Source organism: Romboutsia sp. (assembly GCF_051659545.1).
Classification (GTDB): domain Bacteria; phylum Bacillota; class Clostridia; order Peptostreptococcales; family Peptostreptococcaceae; genus JBOFOR01.
In genome coordinates, this window is record NZ_JBOFOR010000062.1 from 1 (window position 1) to 17,199 (window position 17,199).

Sequence of the window (17,199 nt, forward strand, 5' to 3'; positions counted from 1 at the left end):
TGGGCTTGAAGAAGAGATTGAAAATGAAGATGACTTTTATGTATTCCAAAGTCCTGTTGTTAGAGAAGAACCTAAAATAGGAAGAAATGATCCATGTACATGTGGAAGTGGCAAAAAATACAAAAAATGTTGTGGTAAATAAGGATAAGTATACAAAAAATAGTCTATGTGAGTACTCAATAAGTACTTAATAGACTATTTTGTATTAGTTAATGCTAAGAATTATAGGAGGATATTTTACCATTGAAATAATTTAATCTTTGGAAATGTTCCAAAATATAATTTGCAGATAAACCTACAAATATACCTGTACCTATACCTGCAATAGATAGAATTGGCATATATAAAAATACCCCAAAGTTATCTAATATAAGTGATGCTGCAAATAATTGACCTATATTATGGAATACAGCAGCAGAAGTACTTACTCCAATTATAGAAACATATTTACCGCCAAGTTCTTTTACCAAAATTGTAATTATAAAACTTAAAAGACCACCACTAATACTGTATAGTAGCATAGAAACACTACTACCTAGTAAAGTAGATAGTACAATTCTTAAGATTAAAACGGTAAAGGACTCTTTGTAGTTATCTAATGTATAAACGGATATTATTATAACTAGATTTGCTAGACCAAGTTTAGCACCAGGTGCTATAAATGGTACAGGTATCATTCTTTCAATCAAAGATAGTATTAAAGCCATAGATACTAATAGACCCATATATATCATTTTTCTAGTTTTATTTATTTTCATAATATTTAATGTGATAGTATCATATCATCAGATGAACTATCATTATCTCCTTTTATTTCTATTACTAATTCGTGTGGTAAACAAATAATGCTTTCTCCTACCTTTGAAATAATGCCTTGCTTAACACAAAGGTCATCGTGGCAATCTGCTTCTGTTATCTGGATTGAATTATTTTTTACGACAACTGTATTATTTCCACGTGGCGTCTCTATTATAAGAGTATTATCTTTATTGGATAGAGGAATATCTTTGTAATGTTTTCCTGAAATTTCTATAGAAACATAACTTGAATTATAATCTTTAGCTAATGTTTTTCCAAAGATAAAATGGGGAACAAAAGATAAAATTAAAAGAGATAGTATTATAACAAAATCAAATTTTTTAAAAATTTTCATAAAAAGCTTCTCCTCAAATGAAATTAGTTATTTTTATAAGAAAACTCATTAATTGCATTTTAAGTCATATTAAACAAAAATGGCAATATAAAAAAATTATACTGTATAAAAAAAATCTATTATAACAATATAGTAAAACATTGTATAATGCAAGTATACGAATTTATTATAAATTTAACAAATTTAGGGAGGATGCACTTATGAAAAGAAAAATAGCAATGGGATTATGCGTGGGGATGTTAACGTTATCTTTAGTTGGATGTTCTTCAGATAAGGGAACTGATAAAGCATTTACAGGAGATAAAACAACAGAAATGACAATTGGTCAAGATAAAAAAGAGACTCTTGTAACTACTGTATCTTTTGAAGAAAGTAAGCCAGTAGACGTTAAAATAGACGTTAAGATGGAAGATGGTAAAATGAAGAAAGAAGTAGCTGCAGCTGGTGGATATGAAATGCCTAATGCAACAGCTCCATGGAATAAGCAAATAGAAACTTTAGAAGATTTCATAGTTGAAAATAACTTTGATTTATCTAAGGTAACAGTTTCTAAAGAAGGAAAGACAGATGCAGTTTCTGGTGTAACAATAGCAGTACCTGAGTATGTAGAAGGTGTTCAAAAGGCATTAGATGAAGTTAAATAATAATAACTTAAAATAAAGTTATTAAAGAGGACTATAGATGATTATCTATAGTCCTTGTTTATATATAAAAAACACAAATAGAGACATTTTATATATAAACGTTATAAAACTGACAAAGTTAGATAAAAAATAGTCAATTACATTGACACTATCACTAATTAGTGATAAATATATTATATGGATAATAAATACGGTATAAATGAAGAAAGTGAATTAAACTTATCTACCTTAGTTACCTTTACAAGAGCAGAACACATAATTCATGAAATAGAATATAGGACTATTAGAGAGGGAGGTTTAACTACCTCACAGTTTGGGGTTTTAGAAGCGCTATATCATCTAGGTGACTTGAAAATAGGAGAAATAATGGAAAGAATGCTCACAACTTCAGGTAATATTACTGTAGTTGTAAAGAATCTAGAAAAAGATGAATTGATAACTACATATAAAAGTAAAAGTGATAAAAGGTCAACTATGATAACGATTACAAAAAAAGGTAGGAATAAGATTGCAGACATTTTTCCTAAGCATATTGAGAGTATAAACAGTATATTTAAAACGTTAACAGTTGAAGAAAAAATGATATTAAAAGAAATTTTAGAAAAGTTTAAGACACTAAAATAATTTATAGGAGAGAGAAGTAATCGATGATCAAAAAACTAATAGCAATTATTATGGCAGTAGCTGTTTTATCTATTTCTATAGTAGGGTGTACTCAAAAAGAGCAAGAAGAACCAATTTATAGAACAGAATTAATTATGGGTACTGTAGTAAAAATAACCTTGTTTGATGGTGGAAGTGAAGAAATATTAGATAAAGCATTTGAATGTGTAGGTCAAATTGAAGATTTAGTTAGTGTAAATAAAGAAGGAACAGAAATAAGTAAATTAAATCAAAATGCAGGAATCAAATCTACTAAGCTTAGTGATACAAGTTATGACATTATAGATAAAGCACTAAATTATTCAAAATTATCTAAAGGAGGATATGACCTTACGATAGGACCATTAGTAAAACTTTGGAGTATAGGTTTGCCAGAAGCTAAAGTGCCAACACAAGAAGAAATAAACGAAATTATAAAGAAAATAGATTATTCTAAGGTTGAAATAAATTCAGAGACTAAAGAAGTATTTTTAAGTGAAAAAGGTATGATGTTAGACCTAGGAAGTATAGCAAAAGGATATGCAACCGATGAAGTTGCAAAGCTTCTTAAAGAAGAAGGCGTTAAATCAGCAATAATTGATTTAGGCGGAAATATATATGCATTAGGATTAAAAGAAGGAGATAAAAATTGGAATATAGGAATACAAAATCCTTTTGATAATAGAGGAAGTGTAGTTGGAGCTATAGAGGTTTCAGATAAAACAGTTGTAACTTCAGGAGTATACGAAAGATATATTGAAGAAGATGGCGTTAAATATCACCATATATTAAATCCAAGTACAGGGTATCCTTATGAAACTGATATCCAAGGAGTATCAATAATAGCGGATAAGTCTATTGATGGAGATGCTTTATCTACTTTAGTGTTTACCAAAGGAATAGATGAAGGATTAAAACTTATAGAAAGTTTAGATGGTATAGATGCTATATTTATTACTAATAAAAAAGAAGTATATATAAGTGAAGGATTAAGAGATAAATTTAAAATAACAAATGAAGAATTTAAACTTTCTAACTAAGTAAAGGAGAAATAAAGATATGAGAATAGACAGCTTAAGATATTTTTATGAAGTTGCAGAGTTAAAAAGTATATCTAAAGTTTCAGGTAATCTACATATATCTCAGCCAGCATTGAGTCATCAATTGTCTAAATTAGAGAAAGATCTTGATGTTAAACTTTTTGAAAGAAGTAATAAAGGTGTAGAACTAACTAATAAAGGCAAAATATTATACAATTATGCAAAACAAATACTTCTATTACATGATAGTTTAATCCAAGATATTGAAGAAAATAGTAATACCAAAAAAGAAATAAAAATAAATATTCTAAATCCTCATGCAAATTTTTTATTAGAACGAATAATAAAAGACATGGGGAAAATTTTTAAGAATTTAAACATAAGTATAAGTAGCAAAAGAGATACAAGTGAAAAGGCGTTACTTATACACAATAGAGCGGATGTAGTAGTTGGCTGTAAAAAAATAGATGATGTAGATTTAATTTCTAATTATATTGGAAGTGATAAATTAATTTTAGTTAGCAGATGCAAGATGGACTATGAAAGTATAAAAGATGTATCTGTTGCTTTACTAGAAGATAACTCTAATATTAAAATTGATGATTTAGAAAGACTACATAAAATTAATATATGCTTAAAAACAGATTCGTTAGATGTAATCAAATCATATCTTCAAAATACTAATGTAGCAGCTATTGTACCGCAAATAGCAGTAAATTCAGAGCTAGAATCGGGAGAGTTTGTAAAAGTGTTCTCGAAAAAATATGAATTTGATTATGATTTATTTATAACCTATAGAAAAGATATAGAGTTAGATCTAAAGAAGAAACTTAAAACATTTAAAAAAGAATTAGAAAATATACTCAATGAACAAGGCTCAAACGTAGCCATATAACAAAGGAGAGAAGTATGAGCTTAAAGGCATATTTAAGTTTTGTTGAATTACCAACAAAAATAGCAAGTGTAATACCTTTTATAATGGGTGTTATTTATACTCACTATAGATATGGGCAATTTAATTTTACAAATATAGTAGTAATGTTTATATCAATGATAACATTTGATATGGCGACTACAGCTATTAATAATTACTGTGATTATAAAAATGAATTAAAACACTTTAAAGATGATTATAAAGGTAGAAATGCAATGTTTGTATATAATATATCTCAAAAAAAAGCATTATGCACAATAGCAATTTTATTGTTTACAGCAACTATATTTGGAATAATACTTACTTTTAGAACTAATTTACTAGTTTTAGCTGTTGGCGTAGTTTGCTTTTTTGTAGGAATATTTTATACTTTTGGACCAATACCAATTTCAAGGATGCCACTAGGAGAAGTTTTTTCAGGTGGATTTATGGGATTATTAATTCCATTTTTAACTATATATATAAGTATTTATAACAAAGACTATTTTGGAATATATATAGATAATACTACACTTTTAATGAAGTTTAATTTAGTAGAAATGTTAGTGATTGGAACGGTTAGTATTCCTTTAATAGGTGGAATTGCAAATATAATGTTAGCTAATAATATTTGTGATTTAGAAGAGGATATAAAAGTTGGAAGGTATACGCTACCATATTATATAAGTAAAAAAGTAGCTGTAAAGCTGTACAAGTATATATATTATGTAGGTTATATTACAATACTACTTTCAGTAGTAATAGATATTCTTCCTAAAACAGCATTATTATCAATGTTGACTTTATATATAGTACAAAAAAATATTGAAGTATTTGAAAAGGAACAGATAAAATCAAAAACATTTGTTACTTCTGTAAAGAACTTTTCTATATTAGGGATTTCATATATAGTAAGTATTCTAATTAGTTTAGTATAAGAGTAGTCATTTAAAATATTTATACAGCATAGAAAAATATAGATAAAATTACAAAAAAATAAGGTTAATTAGTAGACAATATAGCAAAAAAACTTAGTGAATTCAATATGTTAAAAACTAATCAAACACCTAATAGAGTTAATTTATTAAGTAAAAACTGTAGGTAGACGATTAAGTATATCAGAGATATAATTAAAATGTTTGATTTATATTTAACGAAAGAAATGAGGGGGGACTTATATGGCAACAAAAATACTTATTTTAGGTGGAGGATATGCAGGTATCCATGCTGCTAAAAAATTATCAAAAAAATACAAAAAAAATGACGATGTAGAGATTACTTTAATAGATAAAAATTCTTACCATACGTTAATGACAGAGTTACATGAAGTAGCTGGAGGAAGAGTTCCGGAAGATTCAGTAAAAATAGACCTTTATAGAATATTCCATAGAACTAAAGTTAATGTTGTTGTAGACTATATAAAAAATATAGATAGTGACAATCAAGTAGTACAAACAAAACAAGGTGAATATGAATATGATTACCTAATAATAGGTACAGGGAGTGAACCGGCATTTTTCGGAGTTCCAGGAGTAAAAGAAAATGGATTTACTTTATGGTCACTTGAAGATGCTCTTAAGATAAAGGCACACATAAAAGATAGAGTTCAACAAGCTTCTTACGAAAAAAATGATGAAAAAAGAAAGCAAATGCTTACTTTCGTAGTTGCAGGTTCAGGATTCACTGGAATAGAAATGGCTGGAGAGTTATTAGAATGGAAAACTGCTTTAGCTAAAGAATATAGAGTAGACGTAAATGAAATAAAAATATTAGTAGTTGAAGCTATGTCGACTATATTAAACATGTTAGATAGAAAACAAGCTGATAAAGCTGAAAGATACATGGCTAAAAATGGAGTAAAGATATTAAAAGATTCTCCAATAGTAGAAGTAACTAAAGAATCTATAAAAATTAAAGATGGAACTGTAATTCCAACTGAAACTTTAATATGGACTTGTGGTGTTCAAGGAAATCAAGATTTAAGCCAAGTTGAACTAAAGAAAGCAAGAGCTGGAAGATATGAAACAAACAAGCACATGCAAGCAGAAGGAAAAGAAAATATATATGTAGTAGGAGATATTGCATATGTAGAAGATGCACAAGGTGGCTCAAATCCACAAATAGTTGAGGCTGCAGAGCAAACAGGAACTACTGCTGCTAAAAACATAATAGCTTCTATGGAAAAAAAGGAAAAAGTTGAGTTTAAGCCTAACTACCATGGGTTTATGGTATCTATAGGTGGTAGGTATGCAGTAGCAAACTTAATGGGAATGAAATTGTCAGGTTTCCTTGCGATGGCAGTGAAGCATTTAATAAATATGGTATATTTATTTAGCGTAAATAATGTTCATGCAGTATATCATTATTTACAACATGAATTCTTTGGAATGAAAGAAAGAAGAAACATAATGAGAGGTCATGTATCATCTAAAGGAAATAGATTATGGCTAGTGCCTTTAAGACTATACATAGGATGTTTATGGGTTCTAGAAGGATTAAAGAAACTTGTTGGTGAAGGTACTTGGGATGCAGCGTTTGAAGCAGCATCAAAAGGTGCAAATATAGGTGAGTATTTCTCAAATTTATTTAACAACATAGCAATAGGTACAGATAGCTGGATGAGAATGGGTAACGTTAAAATGCCATTTGAATGGCTATACGATGCAACTTCTGCAGCATCACAAAATGCTGACGCTACAACTGAGTTGGCAAAGCCTATATTATCAAGTATGCCTAAGATATATGAAGGTGTTATGAAGATATTTATGCCAAACGCTGAAATAGCAGTATGGGCTCAAAGAATGGTTGTATTGGTTGAAATAGGAATAGGACTATGTTTAATAGCTGGATTATTTACATTCTTAGCATCAGCAGTATCTGCAGCTATGACTGTTAACTTTATATTGTCTGCTATGGCTGGATGGGACATTTTATGGTATACTTTTGGTAGTATAGCATTAATGTGTGGAGCTGGAAGAACATTTGGATTAGATTTCTATGTTATACCATGGATTAATGATATAGTCGGTAATCTATGGATGGGTAAAAGAAGACCAATCTACGATATACACGGATCAAACAATAAAGTAGCAAAAAAAGTAAGTTAAAAATAAAATAAGGGATATATTCCTAAAGAATATATCCCTTTATCATATTAACAATCAATAAATTACAACAAGGTACAAATAGACATAATAATGAAAAGAGGGGATGAAAAATGAGTAAATTTTGGAGCGATTATCCCATAATAGAAAAAGAAATAAAAGAAGTGAGTAAACTCATAGAAAAAAATGCTAAGTGTAAAGACGAGGTTATAGAAACTAGTATAATTGAATTATTAAACTCAGGAGGAAAGATGCTAAGACCTGCATTTACTGTTATAGCTTCACATTTTGGAGATTATAACAAAGAAAGGTCACAGGCGTTAGCAGCAGTTGTGGAAATGTTCCATATGGCAACGTTAGTTCATGATGACATTATAGATGAAGCAGAGTCTAGAAGAGGTAATCAAACTGTACAATCTAAATACGGTAAAAATTATGCTGTATATATTGGAGACTACCTTTTCTGTTTATGTTTTAGAATATTAGCTACTACATCTTCAATAGAAAGAGGAATAGATGTAGACACAAAGGTAATGTCTAGAATATGTCTTGGAGAAATTGAGCAATTAAACTCTAGATTTAACAAAAATGTATCGGTAAAAAATTATCTAAAAAGAGTATCTGGAAAAACAGCAGAGTTATTTTCGTTAAGTATGTACATTGGAGCAGCAGAAAGCTCATGTGACAAAAGAACTTGCAGGTTATTTTGGAATATAGGTCACAATATAGGAATGGCATTTCAAATAATAGATGATATATTAGATTATACTTCTACTAATGAAATGCTAGGAAAAGAAGCTGGAAAGGATTTAAAGGAGGGAGTATACACATTACCCTTAATCTTAGCTATGCAAAAAAATCCTAATGCTTTTGAAGTTATTTTAAACTCTGATGGTTACACTGATGGAGAAGTAAGAACTATAATAAATGTAGTTAAAGACAATGATGGGATAAAAGAGGCTATAAAAATTGCACAAAAATATTCTCAAAAAGCATTCAGAGATATAAATAAACTACCAGACAATGAATATAAACAAATACTTTTAGATGTAACAAAAAAGTTATTAACTAGAAGCTATTAAGAAAAAAGGTTACATAAATTATAATGTAACCTTTTTATTATGAAAAAATTATTTATACAAGAAAAATTTTTTATAAATTTTATTTTTTAAATTTGAAATAATTTAAAGGAGTTTTGGTAGATATAAAGAAATATATTGTAGTTATTTATAAAAAAATTGCACATATTTGCATAGAAAGGTAGAGTAAGATATGAAAAAGGGAGATTTTATATGGGGTGGAGTACTTTTATTATGGGTGATGATGCTTGTTGTACCAAGTAGTAGAGTGGCTTTTATAAGTGCTACAGAGGCACATCCATACATAGGAGGATTTATTAAATTTGCAATATTAGCAACTATGGGAGAGTTGTTAGGAATAAGAATAATAAAAGGAAATTGGATGAAGCCAAATGGAATAATATTTAGAGCTTTTGTATGGGGAATAATAGGAATGGTAACAACTCTTGCAATGTCTGTATTTCCAGCAGGAGTAACAAAAGCACAAGAAATAGGAAAGTTACCTTTTAAAGAATCTATGTTTGCACATGCATTGTTAACTAGTACAGTTATGAATGTTCTTCAATCTCCAGCTATATTTTTATTTCACAAATGTACAGATACATATGTAGATGAAAAACATAATAGAAATGGTAAAAAAGTAAGTTTAAAAGATATTTCAGAGAAGATAGATTGGCATACATATCTTAGCTTTACAGTACTTAAAACAATACCTTTCTTTTGGATTCCGTGTCATACACTAGTGTTTATGTTACCAGCAGAATACAGAGTAGTAGCATCTGCATTTGCATCAATAGCTTTAGGATTAATCTTGGCATCAGCTAATAAATCTAAAGTGAAACAAGAAGCTTAAAAAATATGAATCAAGCGGAGCGATAATTATATTATTGCTCTTTTTTTGTAGATTTAAGATTTTTTATAAAATATAAAAAAATAATTTATTTAGGATAAAAACTCAAAAAAATTCCAACTATAATAAAGAATTATATTTAGGAGGAACTAAAATGAGTAGTAAAAAAAACTTCTTAAAATATATAGCAATTGTATTTGTTGTGATGTTAATTGTATCACTATGCAACTTAAATAAAGAAATAGATTTACTTAATAGATGCAAGGCAAGTTTATATGAAGGGTTAAGAACTATTAAAATAACAGAAGAAAAAGCAAATATAGATGATACAAAACTTTTTATAAGTATAAAAAGGCCAGAAATTCATTATTCAAATAGTAAGGTAGAAAGATATATAAATTCATATATTAGAAGAGATATAAGTAATTTTGTAAATCATGAAAGGCAATCAGCAGAACTTTACAATAATAATTCTAAGATAAATGTATGTATAAATTATCATGTGGCATTTGAAGATAAAAATTTGCTTAATATAGTAATTTATAAAAATAAAAACTGGAGTAAAGGTAAAGTTGAATTAGAAAAAGAGAGTTATATATTTGATTTGAAAACAGGTCAAAGAGTATACCTTAATAACTTTTTAAAAGACAATGAAGATTATATACAAACCATAAGTGATTATATAGACGACTATATCTACAAGAATAAATTAAAAGTTAATAAAAATAAAATAACCATCGATAGAAATACAAATTATATAATTGTACAAGATGGAATAGATTTATATTTTAATCCTTATAAAACAAGCTACGATAAGATAAACTATGAATTTAAAATACCTTATGATATCTTTAAAAACAAAATAAGAATAGTAACGACTAACCCTATAGTTTCTAATATAGATACTCAAACAATAACTAAAAATAATAGCTATATTAGTTCAATAATAAATATACCTATAATTATGATGGAGAATAAAAATATAGAAAAGACAATTAATAACGAAATAACTAATAGTATAATGAAATTTTATAATGAAGCACAAAGCCAAGCTAAAGAATATCAAAAGGATTTACCTGATATAGGTAATAAATTTGTGGCCAATACAGATTTTAAAATTAAAAAAAATAGTGATAATATGCTTAGCTTGGTTATTGAATATTATAAATATAGCGGTGGGGCTCATGGATATTACGAAGATATAACTTATAACATAGACTCAAGGGATGGGAAAATATTAAGTTTTAAAGATTTATTTAAAGAAGAATCTAATTACAAAAATATTATCGATAAGGAAATTAGGAACCAAATAGAAAATATAATAAAGAAAGATCCACAATATGATGGAGTATATGAGTTTAATGGAGTAAAAGATAACACCAAATTTTATATACAGGACGATAATATAGTTGTGTATTTTGATTTATATGAGATAGCTCCTTATGCAGCAGGTATACCTGAATTTCCTATTAATATAAAAGTAGTAAATCATATATTGAAAGATGAATATATAGAATTCTTAAAATAAAATCAGTTACCTTTGCTAGAGGTGTAGGATATGTTGTAGTATGTCACTAAAAAATAAAAGACCAGTGATGGTCTTTTATTTTACTTAAATAGTTGGATTTAAAGATGCTATTTTAGTGACTGCAACATAAACTCTAGATATCTCATACCAAGTTTTGAAATCTACGACTCCTGATTTTGGTAAACCAAAAATTCCTTGGAATGTTTTTACTGCTTCAGCAGTACTATCACCGTAGATTCCATCTTCCTTAACTTTTGGAATGGCAGGGTAAGATTTTGAAATTGCATTAAGCTGATTTTGAATAGTTTTTACATACTTATTAGAGGACCCAACTTGTAAACTGTCTCCAGGATAAGAAATTGGCACACCGCTTACGATTGGAGCTCTTTCAAATATTATTTCATCACCATAAAAGTATCTTAATATACCTTCATAATCCTTACCTTGATCTCCTAAATCTTTACTACCCCATTGAGTCATTTGACCAGGACATTGTGATTTTTTACCATCACAGTATTGAGCTAAAAGGGGCTGTCTAGAAGTTGGAGGTCTCTTTATAAATGTATTAAATATATTGTCAACAACAACACTTATAGTATCAAAAAAGTTTCTATTATATATAAATTTATGATCATAATTTGTAGTAGATGTAATTGTAAAGCTATACCCTTTATTTCTATACCATTCAGTAAAGACTCTGTTTAATGTAAAAGAAATTATAGCTATTACGTTTGCATAAATTGTTTGCTCTGGCCAAGTAGAGTAAACTTCAGAGGACGCAACATTTTTAATATAGTCTTTAAATGGAATCCAGTAATTTTGTGCTGAAGTGTTTTCAGGAAGACCATCGTGAACAACTATAAATTCTGGAACAACTGGATTGTCTAAAACAACAAATCCTGTAGGTGGAGGTAATGGCTTTAGACTACTTTCAGGGATTTTAGGAGGATAAATTCCATACAAAGTATTATCTCCTATATTATAGATTTCTTCATTTTGCCTAGAATAAGAGTTTTTGCTTCTAGTTTTAGCTTGCAGAGGCACATTTTGTCTAGATTCTATAGTAGGAAATAATTGAGTACCATCTACAATTGATGCTTCGTATCCATCTACAATTACTTCTACAGCGTATCTACTATAGGGTCTTATATCTGAAGGCTGTTGAGAATAAATTATGTCAGGGGCAGGTAAGATTAGATTAGTAACCTGCCCAGAATTATTAGTTTTTAAATTTTCAAAAACTGTTTTTTGAGCTTCACCAGATTCAGGATAAGTATAGATATTTATAGTTGCTCCATCGATAGGTCTATTAGTAGCGCTATCTAAAACACTAACTGTTAAAAAGCCATCTTGCATATAATCACCTCTTCTTTAACATAATTAAACATCCTATACTCATAGTATGAAGATGATTCATATTTTGTTAAGCTAAATGGAAATAATATATAGATAAAATAAAAAGAGAGGAAATATTTTGATGAAACTAGAATTAATAATGTTAGCCATTGTACCGATTTTGGGATATATATTATGGATATATTTAAAAGATAAATATGAAAAAGAACCTGTAATGCTTTTATGTAAGTTTTTTATATTAGGAGCGATAATAAGTGTATTAGGAATTATAATTGAAGAACTTTTAATTAAAATAAATATTTTCGATGGATACTCATATATATTTTATATGTCTTTTATAGTGGCGGGACTAACAGAAGAAGGATTAAAAATGATAGTACTTATTCCGAATTTAATAAAAGAAAAACATTTTAATGAAAAACTAGATGGAGTTATTTACTCTATATTTTTATCTTTAGGATTTGCGACTGTTGAAAATTTAATATACATATTATTTGAAGATATAAGGACAGCGTTTGAGGTAGGTTTAATAAGAGCAGTGGTGTCTGTTCCTGCTCATATAATGTTTGGAATAACAATGGGGTATTATATTTCGAAATATAAATTTACTAGCGCAGGGGCTAAAAAAAGGGAATATTTAATTATGGCTATTTTACTTCCTATTTTGTTACATGGAACTTTTGATTTTATATTAATGATACCGAATAGAGTATCTATTATAATATTTATAGTATATATAGTAATTTTATTAAAATTAAGCTTAGATAAACTAGATGAGTATACAAATAATTCTAAGAAAAGATTTTTTAGAAACAAGAGAAACTAAGAATATGGAGATAAAAATAATTTAAATATTATAAAATACCTCATACAGTTCAATAATAATATATAACGTTATTTTCAGGAGGGATATTTATGGGATACATAAACAAAAGCCAAGAATATGCAATATCTAGGCTTTTAGACAGATATGATTACGATGCTATAATAGATATATTAGAAGAGGCTGGAATTGTAGATGGAGATTTGTATTTTTTAATGAGGTCTTGTCAGTATGCACTTAATTTTAATTTTAAGAAAGCTCTAGATAGTTTAAATAAAATGAGTGATACAATGGTATCAAGAAGAGAAATACAAAAGCTAATTGCTAATTTAAAAAATTTAGACCTAGGAGAGCCAGAAGATGTACTATCTGAATTAGTTGAAAATATGAAGATACAAGTTATAAATGAGGAGTATATAGATTTTTTAGGCAGGTTATATAGATTAAAAGAAGCTTTGTTTAAATATATATTTGTTAGTACCAAAGAAGGGAAGAGTTATAAGGTAAGCATGCACGGATATATGGTATCAAAGAAAAATATTCTCTATACTTTAAAAAAGAAGTATAATATATATAATGGAAACCTAATTCATGGAGTAACTCAATATATAAATAGACACTTAAAAAAAACCAAAAGAATGGAAAAAGTAGTTGAAATATTAAATAGCGAGAGATTAGAAAACCTAATAAAACTTAGGAATGAAAGTCCTGTAGGTCATGGTTTCAAAGGGGTAAGCAAAGAAGAAATTGAAGAAATCTATGGAAATCCTATGGAGGTTATGCAAGATTTAGTTAAAGTATGTGAGTTGCTAGATTTAGGTATTACAGTAAATAAATATGATAACATTAATGAAATGGTGGTACAAATGATTGGAAGTTATAGCAATCATTAATTTTTGGAGGAGATGATTTTATGAGTGAAAAATTAAAAAAGGAAGCATTAGAGTGGTTTAAAATAATTGTTACAGCACTAGTGCTTGCATTTATAATAACGCAGTTTATTAGGCCTACATTAGTAAGAGGAGAATCGATGTACCCTACGTTGGTAGAAAATGATTATTTAATAATTAATCGAATCGCATATAAGGTAGGCGAACCCAAAGAAGGAGATATAATAGTATTCGGCACCCATTTATTACAAGAAAATGGTCATAACAAAGATTTAGTTAAAAGAGTTATTGCAGTAGAAGGAGACCATATAAAAATAGAAAATTCAAAAGTTTATGTAAATGATAAACTAGTAAAAGAACCTTACATACATGATAATTATACTGAAGGAAACATAGATATGGTTATACCAGAAAATAAAGTATTTGCAATGGGAGACAATAGAGAACAAAGCTTAGATAGTAGATATGAAGATGTAGGTTTAGTAGATGAAAAAGATATAATGGGTAAAGTATTAGTAAGATTATTCCCATTTAATAAACTTGGAACTGTAAAATAGGTATACCATGAGATTGGGAATAGGAGCACTTTTATTTAATCTAGATGAAGCGTTAGAAATCTGTACCAAAATAAAAGAAATAAACCATCTAGAAATAGGAATAGATAATTTATATGAATGTAAAGAATTATACAAATATAAGGATAAGTTTGAAGAGTTAAAACTATCTATAGGTATTCATTTACCTATGGAGCTAAATACTTGTGAAAATATAGAATATATAAGAGATGCTTGGCTAAATTTTATAGATGATATAAGAATACAGCTAAATGATTTTGATATTAAGTATTTTAATATGCATCTAGGGTATGTAATTACAAATAGATTAAATAAAAATAGAACTAAGTACTTAGATAAAAGTATAATATTTTTAGATAATATAAAAGCTCATAAAAATACAAAAATTTCTATAGAAAATACATATTCTAATTGTGGTGATTATTCAAATGTTGGCAACATATCACAGGATTTTGAATATATATTTAGTAAGGCTAGGAATGATATAAAGTTTTGCTACGATACAGGACACGATTTAATAAATAGTAGTAATTATATAGAGGCACTAAAAGAAAAAATAGATATAGTTCACTTAAGTGATAATGATGGTATTGAAGATACACATATAGGTATAGGTATAGGAATACTACCAAATTTAAAGATTAAAGAGGTACTGAATCTTAATCCAGAATATTTAATATTAGAAATAGGATATGAATATATTGAGGAAACACTTAAAAAAATAGAATCTATTAAAAAAGAGGTATAAATACCTCTTTTTCCTATCTATTAGGAGAAAGGAGTAACAACATGAGGAATATGAATATAGAAATAAATGGAAGTGTAAAAAAGTATCATTTAGAAGATGAAAATTCCCAACTAACATTAGAAGACATAGTAAAGGATGTATCTAATGAATACAAAGGATATATAACTCTTGGGATTATAGATAACAAATTAAGAGAATTAAGCTATGAAGTACCTAAAGATTGTCGAATAAAATTTTTAGATACAACCAATGCAGATGGCTCAAGGGTTTACTTTAGAACTATGTCATTTATATTTATAATAGCATGTAAAGAGCTATTTAGTGAATGTAGGGTTACAATTGAACATTCTCTATCAAATGGTTTATATTGTGAAGTTCATATTGATAGAAAATTAGAAGATGCAGATATAAAATTAATTAAAGAAAAAATGGTAGAGATAATAAATAATAATTATAAAATAGATAAAATCTCTACTACTAAGGAAGAAGCTATAGATATATTTGAAAGCTATGGTATGGATGAAAAGGCAGAGTTACTAAAGTATAAAGAGTATACTGATGTAAAAATTTATAAATGTAATAACCACATAGATCATTTTTATGGATATATGTTGCCATCAACAGGACATATTAAAACATTTGACATAAAGTTGTATAATAATGGAGCAGTTATATTAGGTCCTAATGAAAGTAACAGAGAAATACCAACAGAATTTGTTCCTCAACCAAAACTATCGAATGTATATCTTGAAGCAGAAAAATGGTCAAAGCTTATCGGGATAGATAAAGTTACTACATTAAATTATATGATAGAAAATGATGAGTATGGAGATATTATAAGAACTGTAGAAGCTTTACATGAAAAGAAGCTTTCTCAGATTGCAGATATAATTAAAGAGCAAGAAAAAAGGGTAATACTAATAGCAGCACCATCTTCATCAGGAAAAACAAGCTTTGCTCATAGATTGTCTATACATCTTAGAGTTAACAACTTAAATCCAGTATCTATATCTTTAGATGACTATTTTGTAGATAGAGACGATACTCCTTTAGATGAATTTGGTAAGCCAGATTTTGAATCAATATATGCTATAGATTTAGAAAGATTTAACTCTGACCTAAAGAAATTATTAGATGGTGAAGAAATAAGTTTACCTAAATTCAATTTTAAAATAGGGATAAGAGAAGAAACAGGAAGAAAACTTAAAATTAAAGAACATCAACCTATAATATTAGAAGGTATACATGGTTTAAATCCAATGCTTACATCATCTATAAAAGATGAAGATAAATTTAAAATATATATAAGCGCTCTTACGCAAATAAATTTAGATGACCACAATAGAATACCAACTACGGATTTAAGACTTATAAGAAGAATGGTTAGAGACTATAACTTTAGAGGTTATAGTGCAGAACGTACTATTATGCAATGGGACTCAGTAAGAAGGGGAGAAAAGAAAAATATATTCCCTTATCAAGAGGAAGCAGACATTATATTTAACTCAGCTTGCGTCTATGAACTAGCAGTATTAAAAACTTATGCTAAACCATTGTTAGAAGAAATTGAAAAAGACAGTGAAGCGTATATAGAGGCAAATAGAATATTAAAATTTTTACAGTATTTTGTTGAGTTAAAAGATGTTTCAGATATACCATCTACATCTATATTAAGAGAATTTATAGGTGGAAGTAAGATAGTAGATTAATTCTTCACACAAAAAGTCCTGATATTAATATATATAGGGCTTTTTATATTTTTACAAAACCTATAGAAAATAAAACATTTTGTGTACATAGAACTTAAAGTGTTTCGGTTAAGTTTGGTTTAAGTAAAGTAAATTTTTATTATAG

Annotated in this window: 18 protein-coding genes; 15 read left to right on the forward strand and 3 right to left on the reverse strand. The window is 27.9% G+C overall.

Annotated features, from left to right (window positions below; genetic code table 11):
- Positions 1–76 precede the first annotated feature (76 nt).
- The gene (locus ACRC03_RS03395) at positions 77–142 is read left to right on the forward strand and encodes an SEC-C metal-binding domain-containing protein (RefSeq protein WP_438651173.1); all 66 of its coding nucleotides are present in this window, start codon (positions 77–79) and stop codon (positions 140–142) included.
- Between the two features lie 73 nt (positions 143–215).
- On the opposite strand, the gene ACRC03_RS03400 is transcribed toward ACRC03_RS03395, so the two are convergent.
- Positions 216–758 carry a Gx transporter family protein gene (locus tag ACRC03_RS03400; protein ID WP_438651144.1) on the reverse strand — a complete coding sequence of 181 codons (543 nt, stop codon included), beginning with the start codon at positions 756–758 and terminating at the stop codon, positions 216–218.
- Positions 759–763: 5 nt separating this feature from the next.
- Positions 764–1,153, reverse strand: coding sequence for a NusG domain II-containing protein (locus tag ACRC03_RS03405; protein ID WP_438651145.1), 390 nt, complete (start codon positions 1,151–1,153; stop codon positions 764–766).
- Positions 1,154–1,353: 200 nt separating this feature from the next.
- On the opposite strand from ACRC03_RS03405, the gene ACRC03_RS03410 reads away from it, so the two are divergent.
- The 9 genes from ACRC03_RS03410 to ACRC03_RS03450 all read left to right on the forward strand — a co-directional run bounded on the left by ACRC03_RS03410 (position 1,354) and on the right by ACRC03_RS03450 (position 10,953).
- Entirely contained in the window at positions 1,354–1,797 is a 444-nt protein-coding gene (locus ACRC03_RS03410; protein WP_438651146.1) for a hypothetical protein, read from the forward strand.
- A gap of 177 nt (positions 1,798–1,974) precedes the next feature.
- Positions 1,975–2,421 carry a MarR family winged helix-turn-helix transcriptional regulator gene (locus tag ACRC03_RS03415; RefSeq protein WP_438651147.1) on the forward strand — a complete coding sequence of 149 codons (447 nt, stop codon included), beginning with the start codon at positions 1,975–1,977 and terminating at the stop codon, positions 2,419–2,421.
- Positions 2,422–2,444: 23 nt separating this feature from the next.
- Positions 2,445–3,479 (forward strand): FAD:protein FMN transferase, encoded by a 1,035-nt coding sequence (locus tag ACRC03_RS03420; protein ID WP_438651148.1) that lies wholly within the window; start codon positions 2,445–2,447, stop codon positions 3,477–3,479.
- Between the two features lie 19 nt (positions 3,480–3,498).
- Positions 3,499–4,374 carry a LysR family transcriptional regulator gene (locus ACRC03_RS03425; protein ID WP_438651149.1) on the forward strand — a complete coding sequence of 292 codons (876 nt, stop codon included), beginning with the start codon at positions 3,499–3,501 and terminating at the stop codon, positions 4,372–4,374.
- A 14-nt stretch (positions 4,375–4,388) separates the two neighbouring features.
- On the forward strand, positions 4,389–5,330 hold the full coding sequence (locus ACRC03_RS03430) for a 1,4-dihydroxy-2-naphthoate polyprenyltransferase (protein WP_438651150.1): 942 nt from the start codon (positions 4,389–4,391) through the stop codon (positions 5,328–5,330).
- Positions 5,331–5,570: 240 nt separating this feature from the next.
- The gene (locus ACRC03_RS03435) at positions 5,571–7,499 is read left to right on the forward strand and encodes an FAD-dependent oxidoreductase (RefSeq protein ID WP_438651151.1); all 1,929 of its coding nucleotides are present in this window, start codon (positions 5,571–5,573) and stop codon (positions 7,497–7,499) included.
- 110 nt (positions 7,500–7,609) lie between these two features.
- On the forward strand, positions 7,610–8,578 hold the full coding sequence (locus ACRC03_RS03440) for a polyprenyl synthetase family protein (RefSeq protein WP_438651152.1): 969 nt from the start codon (positions 7,610–7,612) through the stop codon (positions 8,576–8,578).
- A 190-nt stretch (positions 8,579–8,768) separates the two neighbouring features.
- Positions 8,769–9,428, forward strand: coding sequence for a hypothetical protein (locus tag ACRC03_RS03445; protein WP_438651153.1), 660 nt, complete (start codon positions 8,769–8,771; stop codon positions 9,426–9,428).
- A gap of 151 nt (positions 9,429–9,579) precedes the next feature.
- Complete coding sequence (locus ACRC03_RS03450) at positions 9,580–10,953, forward strand: PdaC/SigV domain-containing protein (RefSeq protein ID WP_438651154.1); 1,374 nt, start codon at positions 9,580–9,582, stop codon at positions 10,951–10,953.
- 84 nt (positions 10,954–11,037) lie between these two features.
- Here the strand turns inward: ACRC03_RS03450 and sleC are convergent, their stop codons facing one another.
- Complete coding sequence (gene sleC, locus ACRC03_RS03455; protein ID WP_438651155.1) at positions 11,038–12,309, reverse strand: spore cortex-lytic germination protein SleC; 1,272 nt, start codon at positions 12,307–12,309, stop codon at positions 11,038–11,040.
- Between the two features lie 121 nt (positions 12,310–12,430).
- On the opposite strand from sleC, the gene ACRC03_RS03460 reads away from it, so the two are divergent.
- The 5 genes from ACRC03_RS03460 (at position 12,431) to ACRC03_RS03480 (ending at position 17,054) form a co-directional block, all read left to right on the forward strand.
- The gene (locus ACRC03_RS03460) at positions 12,431–13,135 is read left to right on the forward strand and encodes a PrsW family intramembrane metalloprotease (RefSeq protein ID WP_438651174.1); all 705 of its coding nucleotides are present in this window, start codon (positions 12,431–12,433) and stop codon (positions 13,133–13,135) included.
- A gap of 89 nt (positions 13,136–13,224) precedes the next feature.
- The gene (locus ACRC03_RS03465) at positions 13,225–14,025 is read left to right on the forward strand and encodes a hypothetical protein (RefSeq protein ID WP_438651156.1); all 801 of its coding nucleotides are present in this window, start codon (positions 13,225–13,227) and stop codon (positions 14,023–14,025) included.
- A gap of 20 nt (positions 14,026–14,045) precedes the next feature.
- Positions 14,046–14,579: a signal peptidase I gene (lepB, locus tag ACRC03_RS03470; RefSeq protein WP_438651157.1), complete on the forward strand. Its 534-nt coding sequence runs from the start codon at positions 14,046–14,048 to the stop codon at positions 14,577–14,579.
- A 7-nt stretch (positions 14,580–14,586) separates the two neighbouring features.
- Complete coding sequence (locus ACRC03_RS03475; protein ID WP_438651158.1) at positions 14,587–15,345, forward strand: sugar phosphate isomerase/epimerase family protein; 759 nt, start codon at positions 14,587–14,589, stop codon at positions 15,343–15,345.
- Positions 15,346–15,386: 41 nt separating this feature from the next.
- Positions 15,387–17,054 (forward strand): nucleoside kinase, encoded by a 1,668-nt coding sequence (locus ACRC03_RS03480; RefSeq protein ID WP_438651159.1) that lies wholly within the window; start codon positions 15,387–15,389, stop codon positions 17,052–17,054.
- Positions 17,055–17,199: the final 145 nt, after the last annotated feature.

Excerpts from the sequence above, each read along its gene's own strand:
- ACRC03_RS03400 (WP_438651144.1), bottom strand. The coding sequence starts at position 758 with ATGAAAATAAATAAAACTAGAAAAATGATATATATGGGTCTATTAGTA.
- ACRC03_RS03405 (WP_438651145.1), bottom strand. The coding sequence starts at position 1,153 with ATGAAAATTTTTAAAAAATTTGATTTTGTTATAATACTATCTCTTTTA.
- ACRC03_RS03410 (WP_438651146.1), top strand. The coding sequence starts at position 1,354 with ATGAAAAGAAAAATAGCAATGGGATTATGCGTGGGGATGTTAACGTTA.
- ACRC03_RS03415 (WP_438651147.1), top strand. The coding sequence starts at position 1,975 with ATGGATAATAAATACGGTATAAATGAAGAAAGTGAATTAAACTTATCT.
- ACRC03_RS03420 (WP_438651148.1), top strand. The coding sequence starts at position 2,445 with ATGATCAAAAAACTAATAGCAATTATTATGGCAGTAGCTGTTTTATCT.
- ACRC03_RS03425 (WP_438651149.1), top strand. The coding sequence starts at position 3,499 with ATGAGAATAGACAGCTTAAGATATTTTTATGAAGTTGCAGAGTTAAAA.
- ACRC03_RS03430 (WP_438651150.1), top strand. The coding sequence starts at position 4,389 with ATGAGCTTAAAGGCATATTTAAGTTTTGTTGAATTACCAACAAAAATA.
- ACRC03_RS03435 (WP_438651151.1), top strand. The coding sequence starts at position 5,571 with ATGGCAACAAAAATACTTATTTTAGGTGGAGGATATGCAGGTATCCAT.
- ACRC03_RS03440 (WP_438651152.1), top strand. The coding sequence starts at position 7,610 with ATGAGTAAATTTTGGAGCGATTATCCCATAATAGAAAAAGAAATAAAA.
- ACRC03_RS03445 (WP_438651153.1), top strand. The coding sequence starts at position 8,769 with ATGAAAAAGGGAGATTTTATATGGGGTGGAGTACTTTTATTATGGGTG.
- ACRC03_RS03450 (WP_438651154.1), top strand. The coding sequence starts at position 9,580 with ATGAGTAGTAAAAAAAACTTCTTAAAATATATAGCAATTGTATTTGTT.
- sleC (WP_438651155.1), bottom strand. The coding sequence starts at position 12,309 with ATGCAAGATGGCTTTTTAACAGTTAGTGTTTTAGATAGCGCTACTAAT.
- ACRC03_RS03460 (WP_438651174.1), top strand. The coding sequence starts at position 12,431 with ATGAAACTAGAATTAATAATGTTAGCCATTGTACCGATTTTGGGATAT.
- ACRC03_RS03465 (WP_438651156.1), top strand. The coding sequence starts at position 13,225 with ATGGGATACATAAACAAAAGCCAAGAATATGCAATATCTAGGCTTTTA.
- lepB (WP_438651157.1), top strand. The coding sequence starts at position 14,046 with ATGAGTGAAAAATTAAAAAAGGAAGCATTAGAGTGGTTTAAAATAATT.
- ACRC03_RS03475 (WP_438651158.1), top strand. The coding sequence starts at position 14,587 with ATGAGATTGGGAATAGGAGCACTTTTATTTAATCTAGATGAAGCGTTA.
- ACRC03_RS03480 (WP_438651159.1), top strand. The coding sequence starts at position 15,387 with ATGAGGAATATGAATATAGAAATAAATGGAAGTGTAAAAAAGTATCAT.